Origin of the sequence: Halogeometricum pallidum JCM 14848 (assembly GCF_000337095.1) — an archaeon.
Taxonomy (GTDB): domain Archaea; phylum Halobacteriota; class Halobacteria; order Halobacteriales; family Haloferacaceae; genus Halogeometricum; species Halogeometricum pallidum.
The window spans coordinates 34829-51172 of sequence record NZ_AOIV01000035.1 but is presented as its reverse complement, the minus strand read 5'-3'; the positions used below and the strand labels follow the sequence as shown (position 1 = coordinate 51172).

Annotated in this window: 12 protein-coding genes and 2 pseudogenes; 9 read left to right on the top strand and 5 right to left on the bottom strand. The window is 56.9% G+C overall.

Annotated elements, in window-relative coordinates; translation table 11 throughout:
• The first annotated feature begins 103 nt into the window (after positions 1–103).
• Complete coding sequence (locus C474_RS13550) at positions 104–2386, top strand: heavy metal translocating P-type ATPase (RefSeq protein ID WP_008387745.1); 2283 nt, start codon at positions 104–106, stop codon at positions 2384–2386.
• Positions 2387–2707: 321 nt separating this feature from the next.
• Here the strand turns inward: C474_RS13550 and C474_RS13545 are convergent, their stop codons facing one another.
• The gene (locus tag C474_RS13545) at positions 2708–3595 is read right to left on the bottom strand and encodes a hypothetical protein (RefSeq protein ID WP_049916992.1); all 888 of its coding nucleotides are present in this window, start codon (positions 3593–3595) and stop codon (positions 2708–2710) included.
• A 564-nt stretch (positions 3596–4159) separates the two neighbouring features.
• On the opposite strand from C474_RS13545, the gene C474_RS13540 reads away from it, so the two are divergent.
• Complete coding sequence (locus tag C474_RS13540) at positions 4160–8488, top strand: primase-like DNA-binding domain-containing protein (RefSeq protein ID WP_008387738.1); 4329 nt, start codon at positions 4160–4162, stop codon at positions 8486–8488.
• A gap of 350 nt (positions 8489–8838) precedes the next feature.
• Positions 8839–10193: pseudogene (locus tag C474_RS13535) on the top strand (phage NrS-1 polymerase family protein).
• Positions 10194–10487: 294 nt separating this feature from the next.
• Here the strand turns inward: C474_RS13535 and C474_RS22125 are convergent.
• The 3 genes from C474_RS22125 to C474_RS13525 form a co-directional block, all read right to left on the bottom strand.
• Complete coding sequence (locus C474_RS22125; protein WP_152421668.1) at positions 10488–10676, bottom strand: hypothetical protein; 189 nt, start codon at positions 10674–10676, stop codon at positions 10488–10490.
• Positions 10677–10911: 235 nt separating this feature from the next.
• A complete protein-coding gene (locus tag C474_RS21555; RefSeq protein ID WP_083862030.1) occupies positions 10912–11112 on the bottom strand; it encodes a hypothetical protein in 201 nt (66 codons plus the stop codon).
• A gap of 875 nt (positions 11113–11987) precedes the next feature.
• On the bottom strand, positions 11988–12221 hold the full coding sequence (locus C474_RS13525; RefSeq protein ID WP_049916990.1) for a hypothetical protein: 234 nt from the start codon (positions 12219–12221) through the stop codon (positions 11988–11990).
• 133 nt (positions 12222–12354) lie between these two features.
• On the opposite strand from C474_RS13525, the gene C474_RS13520 reads away from it, so the two are divergent.
• From C474_RS13520 to C474_RS23690, 3 genes and pseudogenes are all read left to right on the top strand, one after another.
• A complete protein-coding gene (locus tag C474_RS13520) occupies positions 12355–12645 on the top strand; it encodes a hypothetical protein (RefSeq protein ID WP_008387732.1) in 291 nt (96 codons plus the stop codon).
• 8 nt (positions 12646–12653) lie between these two features.
• Positions 12654–12752 (top strand): annotated as a pseudogene (locus tag C474_RS23695) (DUF7558 family protein); the annotation flags it as partial.
• The gene (locus C474_RS23690) at positions 12712–12924 is read left to right on the top strand and encodes a DUF7558 family protein (RefSeq protein WP_449404853.1); all 213 of its coding nucleotides are present in this window, start codon (positions 12712–12714) and stop codon (positions 12922–12924) included. The pseudogene C474_RS23695 and the gene C474_RS23690, both read left to right, overlap by 41 nt.
• A gap of 8 nt (positions 12925–12932) precedes the next feature.
• Here the strand turns inward: C474_RS23690 and C474_RS22120 are convergent, their stop codons facing one another.
• Entirely contained in the window at positions 12933–13460 is a 528-nt protein-coding gene (locus tag C474_RS22120) for a hypothetical protein (RefSeq protein ID WP_152421667.1), read from the bottom strand.
• Between the two features lie 300 nt (positions 13461–13760).
• Here C474_RS22120 and C474_RS13515 point away from each other — a divergent pair, with 300 nt between their 5' ends.
• From C474_RS13515 to C474_RS13505, 3 genes are all read left to right on the top strand, one after another.
• A complete protein-coding gene (locus C474_RS13515; protein WP_008387731.1) occupies positions 13761–14363 on the top strand; it encodes a DUF7437 domain-containing protein in 603 nt (200 codons plus the stop codon).
• A complete protein-coding gene (locus C474_RS13510; RefSeq protein WP_008387729.1) occupies positions 14360–14860 on the top strand; it encodes a hypothetical protein in 501 nt (166 codons plus the stop codon). The genes C474_RS13515 and C474_RS13510 overlap by 4 nt, the downstream gene beginning before the upstream one ends.
• Before the next feature lie 167 nt (positions 14861–15027).
• The gene (locus tag C474_RS13505) at positions 15028–15912 is read left to right on the top strand and encodes a restriction endonuclease (protein WP_008387728.1); all 885 of its coding nucleotides are present in this window, start codon (positions 15028–15030) and stop codon (positions 15910–15912) included.
• Positions 15913–16344: the final 432 nt, after the last annotated feature.

The following is a 16344-nucleotide window of genomic DNA, read 5'->3' as shown; positions in this document are numbered from 1 at the left end:
CTACAGTTGTCTTTGGAGTTTGCCTACGATGGTCCTGCTGTACGGTTTCAGGGGGCGAAGATTCAGGAAGCCAGCGAATCCACCCCTAAAGAGCATATGAGCTATGGACGATCACAAAGATACAACTGAGAATTCCCCGGGAGGAGAGGACCAGCAGGATACCAGCAGTCACCAGCACGAACACGGCGAGCACGATGAAGCGGTCGCTGAGTCTGACGAGCAACGGGTAGAACAGGAGCTACTGGAGGACGAGGCTCACCCTGCTACGGCGGAGGGTGAGGCGCTCCACGAGCACCACGATCACGCCGGCCACGAGGGCGAAGGGGACGACCACGGCACTCACGAAGGGCACGGTGAGGGGCATGGCGGGATGCACGAAGGCCACGAGCAGATGTTCCGCCGGCGTTTCTTCGTTTCGACACTCCTGTCGATTCCCGTCCTCCTGTACAGCGAAATGCTCCAGGAGTGGCTCGGGTTCTCCGTCCCCACGTTCCCGGGGAGCGAGTGGATCAACCCCGTCTTCGCGGTCATTGTCTTCGCCTACGGTGGGATTCCGTTCCTCCAGATGGCGGTGCCTGAGCTGAAAGACCGGGCACCGGGGATGATGACGCTCATCTCGATGGCCATCTCGGTCGCGTTCGTCTACAGTCTCGCGAGCGTAGTCTTCCCCACGCAGTCGGCGTTTTTCTGGGAGCTCGTGACGCTCATCGACATCATGCTCTTGGGGCACTGGATCGAGATGCGGTCGGTGCGGCGGGCTTCGAGCGCCGTTGACGAGCTGGCGAAACTGATGCCCGACACGGCGGAACGACTCACCGACGATGGAGAGACCGAAGAGGTCCCTGTCAGTGAACTCTCCGAGGGGGACCTCGTGCTCGTCCGGCCGGGTGCGAGTGTGCCCGCCGACGGCGTCGTTGAGGAGGGAGATTCGGACGTCAACGAGTCGATGATCACGGGTGAGTCCAAGCCCGTTTCGAAGGAGCCTGGCGACGAGGTCATCGGCGGCACCATCAACGGCGACGGCAGTCTCCGTGTCCGTGTTGGCGCGACGGGCGAGGAGACGACGCTCGCGGGCATTATGCGGCTCGTCGAGGAAGCCCAGCAGAGCAAGTCGAAGACCCAGGTACTGGCCGACCGCGCGGCCGGCTGGCTGTTCTACGTCGCGCTCGGGGCGGCAGTCGTGACCGCAATCGCGTGGACGGTCGCGGTGTCGTTTGACGCGACCGTCATCGAACGCGTCGTCACGGTACTCGTCATCGCCTGCCCACACGCCCTTGGACTCGCTATCCCCCTCGTCGTCGCGATCAACACCTCCCTGGCGGCGCGGAACGGGATGCTCGTCCGCGACCGCATCGCGATGGAGGACGCACGGAAGTTGGACGCAATCATCTTCGACAAGACGGGGACGCTTACCGAGGGCGAGCACGGCGTCGTGGATATGGCGACCGTCGAGGGCGTTGACGAGGACGACGCGCTCGCACTGGCGGCTGCTGTCGAGAGCGACTCCGAACACATGATCGCGCGAGCCATCCGCGAGGCAGCTGATGAGCGTGATCTCAGTGCCCCTGATGCGTCCAGCTTCGAGGCAATCAAAGGGCGAGGGGTTCGGGCGAACGTCGATGGGAACGAGGTGTACGTCGGCGGTCCGAATCTGCTCTCACAGCTCGATAGCGAGGTTCCGGGCCACCTCCAGCGGTTCGCTGACGATGCGGGAGAGAACGCACAGACGGTGGTGTATCTCGTCCGTGATGGGGAGTTGATCGCTGCCTTCGCGATGGCCGATGTGATCCGCGAGGAGAGTTTCCGCGTCGTCGACGCCCTCCACGATCTGGGGATCGAAGTGGCGATGCTGACTGGGGACTCCCAGGACGTCGCCGACGCCGTCGCTGACGAACTCGGCATTGATACGGTGTTCGCAGAGGTTCTCCCCGAAGACAAAGACGAGAAAGTTCAGGAGCTCCAAGACCAGGGGAAGCTGGTGGGGATGGTCGGCGACGGCGTGAACGATGCGCCGGCGCTGACGCGGGCTGACGTCGGCATCGCGATCGGGAGCGGCACCGACGTCGCGGTCCAGTCGGCCGACGTCATCCTCGTCCAGAACAACCCAATGGACGTCGTTCGGCTGGTGAAGCTCAGTAAGGCGAGCTATCGGAAGATGCAGGAGAATATCGTCTGGGCCGCCGGCTACAACGTGTTCGCGATTCCGCTCGCAGCAGGCGTCTTGGCACCGATCGGGATTCTGCTCTCCCCCGCTGTGGGTGCGCTCCTGATGTCGCTGAGTACGGTGATTGTCGCGATCAACGCCCAGCTGCTCCGCCGCGTGGACCTGTCCATCCCCGAGCTTCCAAGCGGGACACCAGCGACTGACGCACAACCTGCAGACTGAAACGCTCCTGACCGCTTCGGAGCTTCTTTCAATTGAGTTCGGTTGATGGACAGCAAATGGCGACACAGCGTAACTTCGGTGGGTATCGGTATGCGGTCACCGATTCCACAGTTTTCCTGAGGGGTACGAAGTTCGGTATACACAGACGCTTCCCCTGATGGGCTACATAGCTACGCCAGCACTAGGTTTATACCGCTTGACGGACTTCTTTCCGATATGAGCCTCGAAGAGACGGTTGACTACCTCGCCGAGGAACTCGACCTCGAGCGAAGTGAACACGTTCGCGAGGTCGGTCAGTCGGTCGCCGAGCTTCGCGACTGATTAGAACATTTCTCTGAAGTCCCGTTCGACGAGCCCGTCCTCCAGATACGTGATGAACTCTTGTTTCGTGGGTCCTTGACGGTCGAGCAGATCGTCCCGTTCTGCTCGTTCGAGAACTGCCTGTCCGAAGTCCGTACAGTGGGATTCGTGCTGTCCAGCGTACTCCGAGAGAGCTTCTCGCCAGTGCATATCTAGCTCGTACTCGGCTAATCGGATTTGGATACCATCTTTTCGTTCGACGAGGTCAACATCCAACTCTTCGAGTTGCTTGAATCGGAGGTTGTTCCGACGGACAGTAATGAGCCGCTTGGAATCGACGATGTAGGGATCGACCCACTCTCGCCAGGTATCGTCGTCGACGTGTGTTCGTGGCATCTCAAAATCCGGGTCCACACTCTCAATACAGAATTGAAGCATCGCGATGCCAGTTCGATGATTCGCATTCGGGAGGGAATGTCGGAGAATCAAATTCGACATCACCTCTCCAGCGACGGTCGGAAGTGGGGCTCCCCAGGACACGTGATCGAGTGCCTGCTGGATTTTTTGCGGTTCGAACTCCTTGTAGAGCCGAAACTCATCCTCCTCTCGAACATCGACAGCTGCCTCGAGCAATTCCACTAATCGGAATGCGACAACTTGCCCAGCACGAGGAAGGTCACGAATATGATCGCTCAACCATTCCTGATCGAAGTCGATGTCATGGGCTGATTCGATCTCTGAATCGCCTTCGTAGAGCACATAGACTGGATTTTCGAAGGGATAACCGATCAGCTTGGTCGACTCGTCGGATCGATCCCGCTGAGAATGGACCTCCGCCAGCGACGCCGAGCTAAATGTGAGTGAGAAATTTTCAGCCTGTGGATGATGATAGAAGACGAGTCGAGCCATCTCACTCTGTATTTGTGGGGAGTAGGCACAGTAGTCTTACTCTCACTCGATCAGGTATTCTGTTCGAGGGTCTCTTTCCGCTGTTCGTATTCCTCGTCAGTGGGTCTCCTCTCTGTTGTTGCACCAGGTTAGGACTCGCACTCATCAATACCTCACTGGTACCCCACTCCGGGTCTGCATCCTAACCTGTACACTGTTCAGTAGCAGAAACATACGATGGTACGTAGAAACACCTATGCAGACCGTCATCTTATAACAATTTGCACCAACCCTCGTTGTTCAGAGGCACCCTACACATTGGAAGAACTGTCGAGGGTTGGTCACTCTACTGCGAAACTGTCGACTCTGTGCCCTTGAAAACAGAGTAACCAACCTCTCGTCATGTGGTTAACCAACACTCCGTGAGGGGTTCCTTAGACTGTTGGTTAACGGTACAATGTTGCTGTTTCTTCTAAAATGAGTCAACAAGACATTTATCTATACACTCTCTATATTCAGAAATTATTTATTGAGTGCTAGAATATTCTGTCGACATGTATCGCGATAGTGGATCGATGGAGGTGGATGAGGATGCGTGAGTATCTCCGAGTCACCCCCACATCCGAACCGCTTGCCCCCAACGGAATTCCTCGCGTCCTCGAGAGTCTGCACAAACTGACGACGGCAGAATCAACAGGTCTCGCCCAGAAGTTGAATCCCTTCCACAGTGAAACACCGCCTCGATTTGAGTTTCTCGCACTAAGCGAGGGAGCAGACGACCCTGTCGAGTTCTACTACGGTGCCGACGAGCATCTTGACACACTCGAAAAACGGCTCCGTTCGATATATCCCGAGACATTCGACATCGAACGGGTCGAAGTCGACGTCGCGTCACGGATCGTGCAGCCAGTTTCACTCACACGAGAGGAATTCATCGACCAGTATACCGCCGGGCAGCTCCAGTACGAGTTTGGGCCTGACGAGCGATACGAACTCACGACCGCTGATGACAATCAGACGCCGACGGTAGATACCGACTCACGCACGGATGATGGAGCAACGATCGATCTATCTGCCGACCACATTATCGAGGTCAAGGACACCGCCCTCAAGCTCGCGCCAGCAGAGACGCTTCCCGACGATGCTCCGCTCACGACGATTGCAAAACCGACGATAACACCGGAGGGAACGATACTCGCCCGCCCAACGCCTGAGACCGTCTCCCCACTCGGCGTACGATGGCAGGCGTCAGCGACCCGAAAACAGGATTGGATGACCTCGCTCTCGCCGTTCACTGCCGACGACGCAGAGGATACTCTCTCGCCTGTTGAGCAGCCTGGCAGTGCCCTCGCATCGCTCATCGATCACTTAACGGAGGCGACAGTCCCGATCGCGTTTCAGGTCGTCTTCCAGCGTCGAGCGAGTTGGCAGGCCGATGCCGAGCTGCGCAAAGACGACGTTATCGACGGACGGGATACTCTCGCCCAAGAGATTATTGGACCGCTCTTCGAGGATGACGAGCAGTCGGAATCCCGAGACAGAAGCCAGCTGAGTGACTCGGTTACAAAGCGCATCGAAGCGATCGAGGCAAAAGATCCCACGCGGTCATTCACTGCGAATATTCGAGCAATCGGGGTTCCATCCAGTGACGACGAGCACGACGCACTCGATGAGCGGATGCAGACGCTCGCTCCAATGTTCGATCCGCTCGACGGGCCGTACTACGAGATTGAAGCAGAACGGGTGCGCGATAGCGGTTTTCGGGCAGCCACCAAAGAACGGAACGCACAAGCGGCGCTTCAGCAGGTGCTGGACCGAGAGATTACGACCGGGCGTGGCAAGACCCGGCCGGAATTCGTTGTGAGTGGCCGAGAACTCGCGAACTTTGTCATCGTGCCCTCCTCGGAACAACTCACTGTCGAGGGTACACGGGGCACACGCGCCGAACAGCAGAGTCGGAATCCGTTACCACGCCCCCACCAAGATCTGATGAATGAGTTCCGTGATGGGATGGCCATCGGCTACGCCCTCAACGATAATGGTACGGCCGAAGATATCCCGACACACATTCCACCTCGACTGTTGCCGATGCACTACGGCCGGTTCGGATCGACCGGTTCGGGCAAGTCGAACGCGTTCCTCAACGACACGTTGTCGCTGTACGCCAACACCGAGGGGCCAGTCATAATCATCATCCCGAAGAACGACAACATGGCGCAGAACTATATGCGAGCCCACGCGCGGCGGTTCGGAATGACTGACCTCGAGGAGAACGTCGTTCACTTCCCAATCCCGGATGTCCTCCCGGGGTTCTCCTTTTTCGATCTCGAACCATCGCTACAGAGTGGCCGCCGCCGTGAAGATGCCGTCCGGCGGAAGGCCGACCACTACGAAGAAATCCTGAAGCTCGTCATGGATGCGGAGCGGTACAACAAGGCGACCGTCGCTCCCACGCTCATCAAGACGCTCATTACGGCGCTGTTCGACGAGGAATACGGCCGCGAGAACGGTCTGTATCGAGAATCAACGGACTATTTCGCGCACCGACAGCTGGAACACGCCATCGACCAACTCTGGGAGGCGGGACCGCCACAGCCGAATCTCGCGGACGCACCGCGGTCGAGCGACGAGGAAATCTCCCGCATGATTCGACGACAGTTCCAGCATAGTTCGACGACGTTCGATAACATGATGGGTGGGGTTACACATCGACTCAACTACATCTCGCAGAATCCGCACCTGCGGCGCATCTTCAACAATACTGACCGCCAGTTTGATTTCCGAGAGGTTCTCGACGGGAATCAGGTTATCCTGTTCGACCTCGGAGATCTCCGAGACGAGGCTGCCCGTATTATGACGGGCCTGATCCTGACCAACCTCGATGATGCGCTCAAAGACCGCAAACGCGACCTGACACAGTACCCGGACGATTACGTGGTAAACCTGCTCGTCGACGAAGCGGCATCGGTGGTCGTATCCGACATCATGAATGATCTCCTTGAGAAAGGGCGGGGCTTCCGTCTCTCGGTCGGTCTCTCGATGCAGTTCCCAGAGCAACTGGAAGCGGAAGGTGGCCGGAAAATCTACCTGAACGCGTTGAACAACATCGGGAGTTCACTCGTCAGCAAAATCAACGTCGACCGAGACCTGGCGCGAGCGATGGCCCACGAAGAGATGGACCCAACTGAGTTCGCCAATCGGATTCGGTCCTTGCCTCGTGGTGAGTGGATCGCCAGTGTGCCGAGCCCAATGTTCGGTGAAACCGGGCCATATCCGTTCAGCCTCAAACCGCTCCCGATTCCACCGGGCTCTCCCGAGAGTGAGCAGCCTCTCACAGACCGTGAAGAAGAGCGGTTCAGGGAGACGCTGTCGTCGATGTATAATCACATCAGCGACCACTACGGGGTTCCACAGACAACAAACACACCACAGACGAGAACGCCAACAGAGCTAGACGAAGTGCTCAGTGTCGCTGACGATGACCTAGACAGTGCGATTGCGAAAGTGGTTCGCAGTCTCCAGCTGCGGAACGGGTGCCGTGACGACAACGGTTGGGTCACCGTTGAGACAGTTGACGATGAACTCAGGCGGCTCTTCGAGGACGTCGACGCGGAGCCGCCCTCGTATGAGGAACTCGCAGACATCCGCGAGCGCTCACGCTACCTCGAGACGACCGTCGACATCGATGCCGACGAGATTGTTATCCGATTGACCGAGGCAGGCGAAGACGTTGCGACACCCGAGACAGGGGATGTCCAGGCCGCCGGTGGCAGTGACCACGACGAGGCACTACTGCGGATTGAGGAGGAACTCACAACGCTCGGCTTCACCGTCTCGATTCTTCCTCAGGATGGGAGCGAGAAACCAGACGCGAGGGCAACACATCCAGATCTCGACGAACGGTTCGCTATTGAGGTTGAGACGACGACGCCCGAGACCCCGGCGAAGATACTCACGAACCTCCGGAAAGCTCAGGAAGCAGGGTATATCCCGCTATTCGTCGTTCGTCCTGGAGACACAGAGACATACTGGGCCAAGCGTGTCGAGGGTATCCTCACACCACCGGTTCAGGAACTCCAGAGTGGCGAGACTCGGTTCTACACCACCGACTCGAACATCACGTTCAACGGTGGTGCGACGGAGGAAGGGGGTGTCACTGCTGTGCGACCGGCAAACGACGATGAGGACCGCTCGCAGACAATGTGGGAGCGCGATGGTAACGAGATCGTCCTCCGAGATGCCGAAGACGCAGAGTACATTCGGGTTCAATCGCTCGAAGACCTCTCGAAAGACCGCGTGCCTGCGGTCTACAGCTACAACCACGCTGCTGACGAATACGTTGTTCACGAGCACGGAGAACGCCACGTCTATGCATCACAAACAGCGTTCGACGCTGATTGGACCCAGATCAAGCGGCCATTCATCCCGAATGAGGATCTTCCAGTACCGGATTACAAACGATCGAGCTACGGTATCGTGATCCTCCCCGATGCGGCAGAGTCGGTCGTATATGAAGACGGAGAAGTGCAGTCACTCTCGGTACTCCGTACAGATACACCCCATGTGGCAGCATCCGAATCAGGAGATGGCACAGCAGTATCTGGACAAACGGACCAGGTAGATAGTACAGATGAGGGATCCCAGGAAGAAGCGTCTCCACCATCTCTCGAGTCGTTTGTCGAGGACTTTCTTGTCGAAGATGCAGAGGAAGCTGTGCCGAAGGATGACGTATTCGCCCTCTATCAGGACTGGGCCGAAGCACATGGCATTGACGACCCGCTGAATAAGAGTTGGTTCACGCGGAAGCTCAACACTCACATCGAAGTCGACTCCAAGAGAAAGAGGATCGAAGACGATCTCGTATGGCATTACACTGGTGTCCGCATCCGCTCTGAACGGGAGTTCCACCCATGATAGGGAAGCAGACAGGACACCAATCAGCACTCCTGAACACCATTCCTGTCTGTTCTACCCAAGCGAGATCATGAATGCATCCCAGCAGTCCGACCTGTCAGAAACCACCCGACGGCGGTATGTTCTACCCAAACTCTCGATGGGTGGAACATTAGCAATGAGCCCGAAATGGGTGGAACACGATTACGTCAGGCGATTTTCGGTCTTCCAGAGTGGGTGTTCCACCCAAAAACCAACTAGTATAGAACGGGGGGTCCCCGTTGGGACCAAAGAATTGGATCAAGCAGCGAAGCGGAGTGATGTCTATTCGGACTCGAAAGCGGTGCGAGTCATGCAAGGTGATGAAACCAATGAGTGATAGCTTGGTCGAGGACTACGATGTCATCCCGGAGGCGCTCCGTGAGCGCGAACAGTGGGTATGCTGGCGAGAAGAAGACCGGGACGGCAAGCCGACGAAGATTCCCGTGACACCCGGGACAGGGGAGTTCGCGTCGTCGACGGATCCGGAGACGTGGGGAAGCTTCGAGACCGCACTTGCGTATACCGACACAGCAAACGCCGACGGCGTCGGGTTCGTCTNGCGTCGTCGACGGATCCGGAGACGTGGGGAAGCTTCGAGACCGCACTTGCGTATACCGACACAGCAAACGCCGACGGCGTCGGGTTCGTCTTTACGGACGATGATCCCATCGTCGGGGTGGATCTGGACGACTGCCGAGATCCCGATAGCGAGGACGTCGCCGACGCGGCGTTAGACATCATCGAGCGACTGGACTCCTACACGGAAGTGTCGCCGTCCGGGACCGGCTACCACGTGCTCATCACGGGTGACCTACCGGACGGCCGAAATCGCCGTGGGAGCATCGAACTGTACGACACTGCTCGATTTTTCACTGTCACCGGCGATCATGTCGACGACACGCCCACTCGTGTGGCACGCCGACAGGACGCGCTCGTGGCGATCCACCGCGAGTACGTCCAGCAGACCGACGGCGATGAAACATCCAACACCGAACCACGTGACGCTGGTGGCGCCCAGTCAGAGACGACCAGTGTCGTCGACATCGATGTCGACCTCGACGATGGGGACCTGCTGAGGAAAGCTCGAAACGCGTCAAACGGTGAAAAGTTCGAGCGGCTGTGGAACGGGAACACGGGCGGCTACGACAGCCAGTCGGAAGCCGACATGGCACTCTGCTGTCTGCTGGCATTCTGGACCGGTGGCGACCGAACACGGATGGATCAGCTCTTCCGCCAATCGGGGCTACTCCGGGCGAAGTGGGACGAGGTCCATTACGCCGATGGGTCAACGTACGGTGAGAAGACGATCGAGCGAGCGATTGCGACCACCTCAGAGTTCTACGACCCAGATGCCGGCGACGACAGCACCCCATCGCACACCAACTCAGAGAACGTCACTTCCGATGCTGACGGCGACGACTCGGACCGTACCCACGCGTATCTGATCGAGAAAAACCGGCTGTTAACCGAGCGTGTCGACGAACTCGAGGCACGGCTCGAACAGAAAAACGAGCGAATCGACACTCTCGAAGCAGAGCTTGAGCAGCTCACAGAGGAACGGACCACCCATGATGGAACGACCGAACAGACCGAGGACGTGCATACTGGAGCTCCAAGTAAAAGCGATTCTGAGGCAGCGACACCATCGTTGTGGGACCGGTTAGTCGGCCGCCGTTCCGAGTGAAAGTGTGACGATACCGTGCGTCTGTTCTCCCTAGTGGATCTCAGACGCCCAACGCCCCACAACTAGCAACCGATGACCGAGATAGGTTCTGCGTCAAGCAGGCTGGCGAACTCCGAATTGACGGGGTGTATTAACCAACATCAAGGTCTGCTATCTCAGTCAGCGTTGGTTAACTCTCCTGTAGTCTGTGGATTGGGTGGCCCGTAGAAATTACTCTGTTGAAATCCCCAGTGGTTGACACGTCTTGCTCCGATTTTGGCCACTACAGAGAAAGTACGAACCGTTCAACACAGATTAGAAAGAGACAGCAACCCAAATACCGACCCCCATGCACAAGACTCCGATAACCCTGTAAAGTCTCAGTCCATTATCTGTTATTGAACCCTCTCTGAGAGTCCCGAGAAACCAGAAGCGAACTGTTTTTTCAGGTTTTAGAAAGCCAACAAGTCCGATGAGGAACAGCGCTACTCCACTGAGATTCATTGGAGAATGCTCTACCCGTAGACACATACCCCTTCTGTATATTCAGTTCTTCAATCACCTCTATCACGAGATTCTTTTCTCCCTGTAACGTTCGCTTCGTACGTTCTACTTCACACCACTCTGCGATGACTGACAACCAGTACAGCGTGCGTGATGATCGATGCCAGTTCAAAGAGATTTTTCAGAGGCGTTCAAGATGTAACTCAACAGAACAAGCGATCAACAGTGGATTAGTTCACACGTCGAATCCGTTCTGCCTGAGTGCCTCTGCCAGCTCACCGTCAGGGTCAGCCGCAAACTCAACCAACGATGACTCTGGTCTTGTTGTCGTATATAATTCAGAGTCAATATTGTCCGGGATTTCGTTCGCGTGTGTCTTATCGACAACTGCAACTGATATTTTTTGTCTCATATCCGTATTTTTTGACTCGCTCATTAACTAATGGTATGGGAGAGCGATGTTTGGCCTTTACTATTTGAGNGTATTTTTTGACTCGCTCATTAACTAATGGTATGGGAGAGCGATGTTTGGCCTTTACTATTTGAGTATAAAGCGTCCTTACGACAAGAGTGCCCAACGGGGTAAACTGTGACAACCGCACAATACATAGACCCACTGCCCGGCTGTTGCATGCTGTGTTTTGTCTGAAGAATAGGATTTCAATAGTGCTGTAGCGGTGTGTTTGCGCCGTCAACGGGTGACGGCGCTCAGCGCGGCAAGCTATCGAAACGAGATCCCAGGTGCTGTCCGTGCTGTCCCCGGCTGAGTGCAGTCACAGCCTTTGGTGAATCCGTGTCGACGTTCAATGACTCCGAGACAGCAGATGTATCGCCATCAGAGAATCACGCGAACCCATCGGCCGATACCGGGCATACTGAATCGCAGGCATCGTGGCCCGACGATGCGAACAGCAAGGGCGAAGCACCAACGCTCGATATGAATCGGTGTCCCGAGTGCGGGGCACGACGCTTCGTCTCGAAACTACTAGTGTACGAGGTGACGAGCTACGACGAAAGCGGTGAACGGGAGTTCCGCCGGCAACACGTCCGCGCCGAGTTCGAATTTACGTGTAGTGAGTGCCAGACGACGCTTCGGACGCTTCCCACGGACCGACACGACTACTATGACGAGGTTGATGTCTTGGAAGCGGAACGGCAGGCGGCCCTCCGGAATCAGTTCCGACGGCTGTGTGGGCGAGTTGGTCGGTGGCTCTGGGCCACGAAATCGTGGATTGTACTCCTCATCACTGCTTCTGTCATTGCATTGCTCTGGCTGTAGTCAGCGGCACCGAGAAATGGAGACACCCATCGTCAAGAGCGCGATGGAATCCGCATCTCGTCTTCGACTTCGTAGAGATAGCCTTTCAGCAGCAGTTGTTCGACGTGTGCTTGCGCGTCGGCACGTTCGACATCCTGAGCCACGAGATGAGCGACGGCGTCCGCTCGAGTAGGGCTCTCGTCATCCTCCGCTGCGTTGAGATACTGATTGAGGTGGTCAAGCGCGGCTTCCTCACTGGAGTTGATTGGTGTCCGCGAGTTCTCCATTAGGTGAAGCATGGACCTCCCCAGATTAGACAATTGGGGTGGATTCGCAGTGTCAGTGTATTCTCTCGATGGGAGTGTTTATCGGCGCCGGAACGTGCGAGGCGCGCCTGCGAGCGTGCCCACGCATGAATTCATGACTGGTCCAAGCATACTCGATGATACGGGAAACGATCACGAGCGATTCGAAACCGAACTCGTCGTACGGGATCGGGACGCCGCCCGGGTGTCAACGGCAGACATCGACGAAGCGACCGCTCGACAATTCGTTAATGAGCTCGTCGACGACGGTATCGTGACGCCGGTCGCCGAGCAGCGAATACTGGTTCACGAACCGAGTGACGAGGTGTTTGATTCAATTAGGCAGCTGGCCGTCTTCCATCGGGGGTGGACGGCGGCCTGCAACGCCGGCGAAGAGAGCGAATGATACAGTAGATGCTCGCTGGTTGTGCCTTCTGCGATGCTCCGTCCGGTACCGAGTCTAGCGAGATGCATACTTGGACAGGACGAGCGAGTCACGCATCCGATCTGCGTCGACTGTACAATCCAGACACGGCCAAATTCTCTGAACGCAGCCACCACGCTTGCGACGGCTATAGGACGCATTGTCGAAGGGCTCACGGTGCCGCTGGCATTTCACGCCTGCCTCTACGGGATTTTCAGCTCCACTCGACTCATGCAGTTCCGTGTCGAGTTCGACCGCTAGAAACTTCTTCAGTCCGTCTCTCCTTCCAGTTCTTCTAACATGTCTCTGTAGACTTGAAGTGGCCTAACATCTACTTCGGTAGTCTCGATGACGCTTTTGAGGAAACCCCACCGGGACATGGATACACCCTGTCGACTCAGGAAGGCTGCTTGTACCGGTGGTGGACACTCTCCCTCTTCGCCTGGGGAGTAGTCAACGACAGTGAGGCTGTGTGCGTCAACGCTGAGGACACCGTTTGACTCGTTGACCGAAAGTATGACCACTGCTTCCTCCCAGCCGTCGGTTTCAGGCGTAATACCTTCGACCTCGCAGTTCTGACACCGAGCGGCGTCAAGTGACCATCCATCTGGAAGGTCCACCAGTAATTCTAAGTGCGCCATATCGTGTATTCTGGCGATATCATACATGATTGGTTCCTCGATGGACATTTTAGTATTGCAGAAGTCACAGTAGAATGAACCACGCCGTCCCACCTCCTCGCCATGAAGGTCGTGCTTTACTCGCTGTTTGTTTAATTTGGAGGATACGCCAGACATATAACACAGATATATAATCTTAGTATAAATTTCTATTGGAGGTGTATGTTGGTGATCGGTGGAAGACGCCCTGACGAGGATGCTGATCGTCCTATGAGATGTTCGAGAACGCCTGCCGAGAGATAGGGAGGATGCCGCGACTGGAGGTGGACGCTTGCGGGGTTGGCAGACGTTCACGGCGCTTCGCGCGGTGAGCTCGGGAAACGGAGCCTCCCGATGATCGAGACGCTCTCACCCTTTGGTTGATTGACCGCAATACTCTTTACTAATTCGCTGTAAACTGTAAATATCTAGTTGCCCATGTCACGCACGTCAAACCGAACCAACGGCGACGTCATCCGAGACTTCCTTTCGGTCGCGGACTTGCTAGAGGAGCCACAGCTCGCTCAACTGTACGCGTATCTCGCCCGAGAGGAGGAAGCAACCGTTCAGGAACTCATGGACGCTCTCAACCTCGCACAGGGCACAGCCTACACCTATGTGAACCGGCTGGTCGACGCTGGTGTCATCGAAGCAACTACCGATACTCAACCCCGAATATACGTTGCTCGCAATATCGACCTGACTGTCACGGCCGCTGACGGCGCTCGCGAGTACACAATCACGCCCGTGCTCATCGACGCTGTCGGGCGACGCGCGACCAACGACGACATCGACACCTACATTGACCGGCACGGGATCGCCGGCCTCGCAACGGCCCTCACCTACGCTGTAGACCGCGAACGTGGCGAAGTGACCCACCGGCTGATGGCGGAGGATCTGGACATCTCGCCGCTAGCCGCGGAGATGATCTTGCAGGCACTCCGGCCCGTCGTCCACGAACACTTCGATATCGAGGTGTCGGGCGCATCGATCGCGGACATCGAGGGTGTTGACCGGGACGTTGTCGGCGACGACGCGTGAGCGCCATCCACATCGCGGATACCGGCCTATTCGTCTCGATGGGCCACCCATCGAACCGTCGATTTCAGGTCGTCCGAGCGTTTGTACGCCGGAACAACATGACGTTCGTTCTCCCGGAACGCGTCTACGACGAACTGACTGCCAATACGTCCGATGTTGAGACACCACCGATCGACACGGCGATTAGCGAAGGGTGGGCACGCGTCGCGGATCCATTGGAATACTCACATGGACTAGTCTCGAGGACGATGGACGGTGTGCAGCGGTACATCGCGAATACGGATGACCGCCCGGCCGACGAAATCGAACGTGCGGATCCAGCACTCGCTGGGGTGGCCGCCCAAGCGTTCGTCAAGGGGACCGCAGATCACGCCTACATCTACACGACGGATACACTCGCTGGAGAAGGGGCTGAGAATGTCTTCGCCAGTGAGGGCTATGGCGATTCAGTCACGTACGTGAACGGCTTCCGCTTCGTTGAAGATCTTCTCGAGTAGACCGCTCCTTGTCGGGTCCACACATCGGTTACTCTCACACTCTCACGCCGGAGATATCAGCGAAGGCACGCAAGAGTTTATTTGTCACCTGAACAGCGTGAAATACAAGAGGAAACCATCGAATGGCTGTACAAACAGAACCGGATCTCGTACGCGATCTTCGACACATGGACGACTACCGGTTCGAAGAGTTTGTCGCTGATGTGTGGGAAGCGATGGGCTATCGCGTTAATGTTCGAGATCAGTCGAACGACAAAGGTGTCGACGTAGAAGCGACGCATGCCGAGACCGGCGAGTACGTCGTTATCCAAGCGAAGTGTTACTCTGCGTCAAACAAGATCGGCCGGCCTGCCGTCCAGCAGTACAGTAGCCTCTATCGGCAAGAAGGCGCCGATAACGTGATTCTCGTCTCGACAGGGTACTATACCGACACGGCTTGGGAGTCCGCACAAGAACTGGGAGTGGACCTGATAAATGGTGCAGACCTGTGTGGGATTCTTTCTGATCTAGAGTTCGGCGACCAAATCACCCAGCACTATTTTGGACGGTCGACACCGAGCCAGCGTCGCTGGGGGAACAACTACTTCGGCAAGTCTACCCTGTTACAAACGGTCGTCGCACTCCTCGGTGGAGTCTATCTCCTCGGCGTCTACGGCGCCCTCACGACATCTCCATTGTCTCTGCCCATACCGGAGTTTCTGTTAGGAGTAATGGAGATGTCCGCTATCGAGGGGACACGTGGGTTGGGACTCACCCTATTCGCTCCACTCGCAATGGCGTTTGTACTCGCAAAGTGGGCCTATCTCTGGCGCTGGAAAGCAGCCGGCTTATTCATTCCTGTCGCCGGCTTTGCCGTCCTGTTGATTTCAACTTTGGATACCCCGAAACCGTGGATGCTATGGATAGCTGTGCCTGCCGCCGTTCTCTCGCCAATTGTCATCCCAGCAATGTTCTCATTCACGGCCCATTGGCGCCTCGTCAACGGAATCCGCCGAGGCTACAGTTGGGGACGCAAACGTCTGTCGACAGATCGCAAGCCAAACTCAAGGTAGTCCGACAGAATTCCTCGTGACTTTTGCTAGGTTCTAATCGCCGAGATAAACGTCTCTACTGCCATACGGAGATGGTCCCGCCCTTTCTGGTTCTGTCAAGATGTCGGCTGTATCAGTAAGCGTCGAACTCAGTTGAACGGGTGCTTCGCTACGGCACGCCCCGCGCGCCGCTGCCGCCTGCCGGTGAGTGAAGCTCACCGGCGTCCCACTCGCTGCGCTCGTGGGACCTTCGCGTCGCTCGCGACTGACCATTCCGGGCATGCGAGCGCTCTCCGCACCACCCGCGCTCGTTCCGGGCTAAAATGAATGTGCCCTCGACGCCAGCGGGTATCCCCGTCGGTTGCGCCCCTCGCGGGCTTTCGCGTTCCAGCGCTTCGTGCCGCCTGCGCTGTCGCGCGCCACACGGCGGCGCGCGTACTCGGCGACAGTCGC

Coding starts and splice junctions, on each gene's coding strand:
- C474_RS13505 (WP_008387728.1), top strand. CDS start 15,028: ATGGACGACTACCGGTTCGAAGAGTTTGTCGCTGATGTGTGGGAAGCG.
- C474_RS22125 (WP_152421668.1), bottom strand. CDS start 10,676: ATGAATCTCAGTGGAGTAGCGCTGTTCCTCATCGGACTTGTTGGCTTT.
- C474_RS13520 (WP_008387732.1), top strand. CDS start 12,355: ATGACTGGTCCAAGCATACTCGATGATACGGGAAACGATCACGAGCGA.
- C474_RS13515 (WP_008387731.1), top strand. CDS start 13,761: ATGTCACGCACGTCAAACCGAACCAACGGCGACGTCATCCGAGACTTC.
- C474_RS21555 (WP_083862030.1), bottom strand. CDS start 11,112: ATGAGCGAGTCAAAAAATACGGATATGAGACAAAAAATATCAGTTGCA.
- C474_RS13540 (WP_008387738.1), top strand. CDS start 4,160: ATGAGGATGCGTGAGTATCTCCGAGTCACCCCCACATCCGAACCGCTT.
- C474_RS13550 (WP_008387745.1), top strand. CDS start 104: ATGGACGATCACAAAGATACAACTGAGAATTCCCCGGGAGGAGAGGAC.
- C474_RS22120 (WP_152421667.1), bottom strand. CDS start 13,460: ATGTCTGGCGTATCCTCCAAATTAAACAAACAGCGAGTAAAGCACGAC.
- C474_RS13525 (WP_049916990.1), bottom strand. CDS start 12,221: ATGGAGAACTCGCGGACACCAATCAACTCCAGTGAGGAAGCCGCGCTT.
- C474_RS13545 (WP_049916992.1), bottom strand. CDS start 3,595: ATGGCTCGACTCGTCTTCTATCATCATCCACAGGCTGAAAATTTCTCA.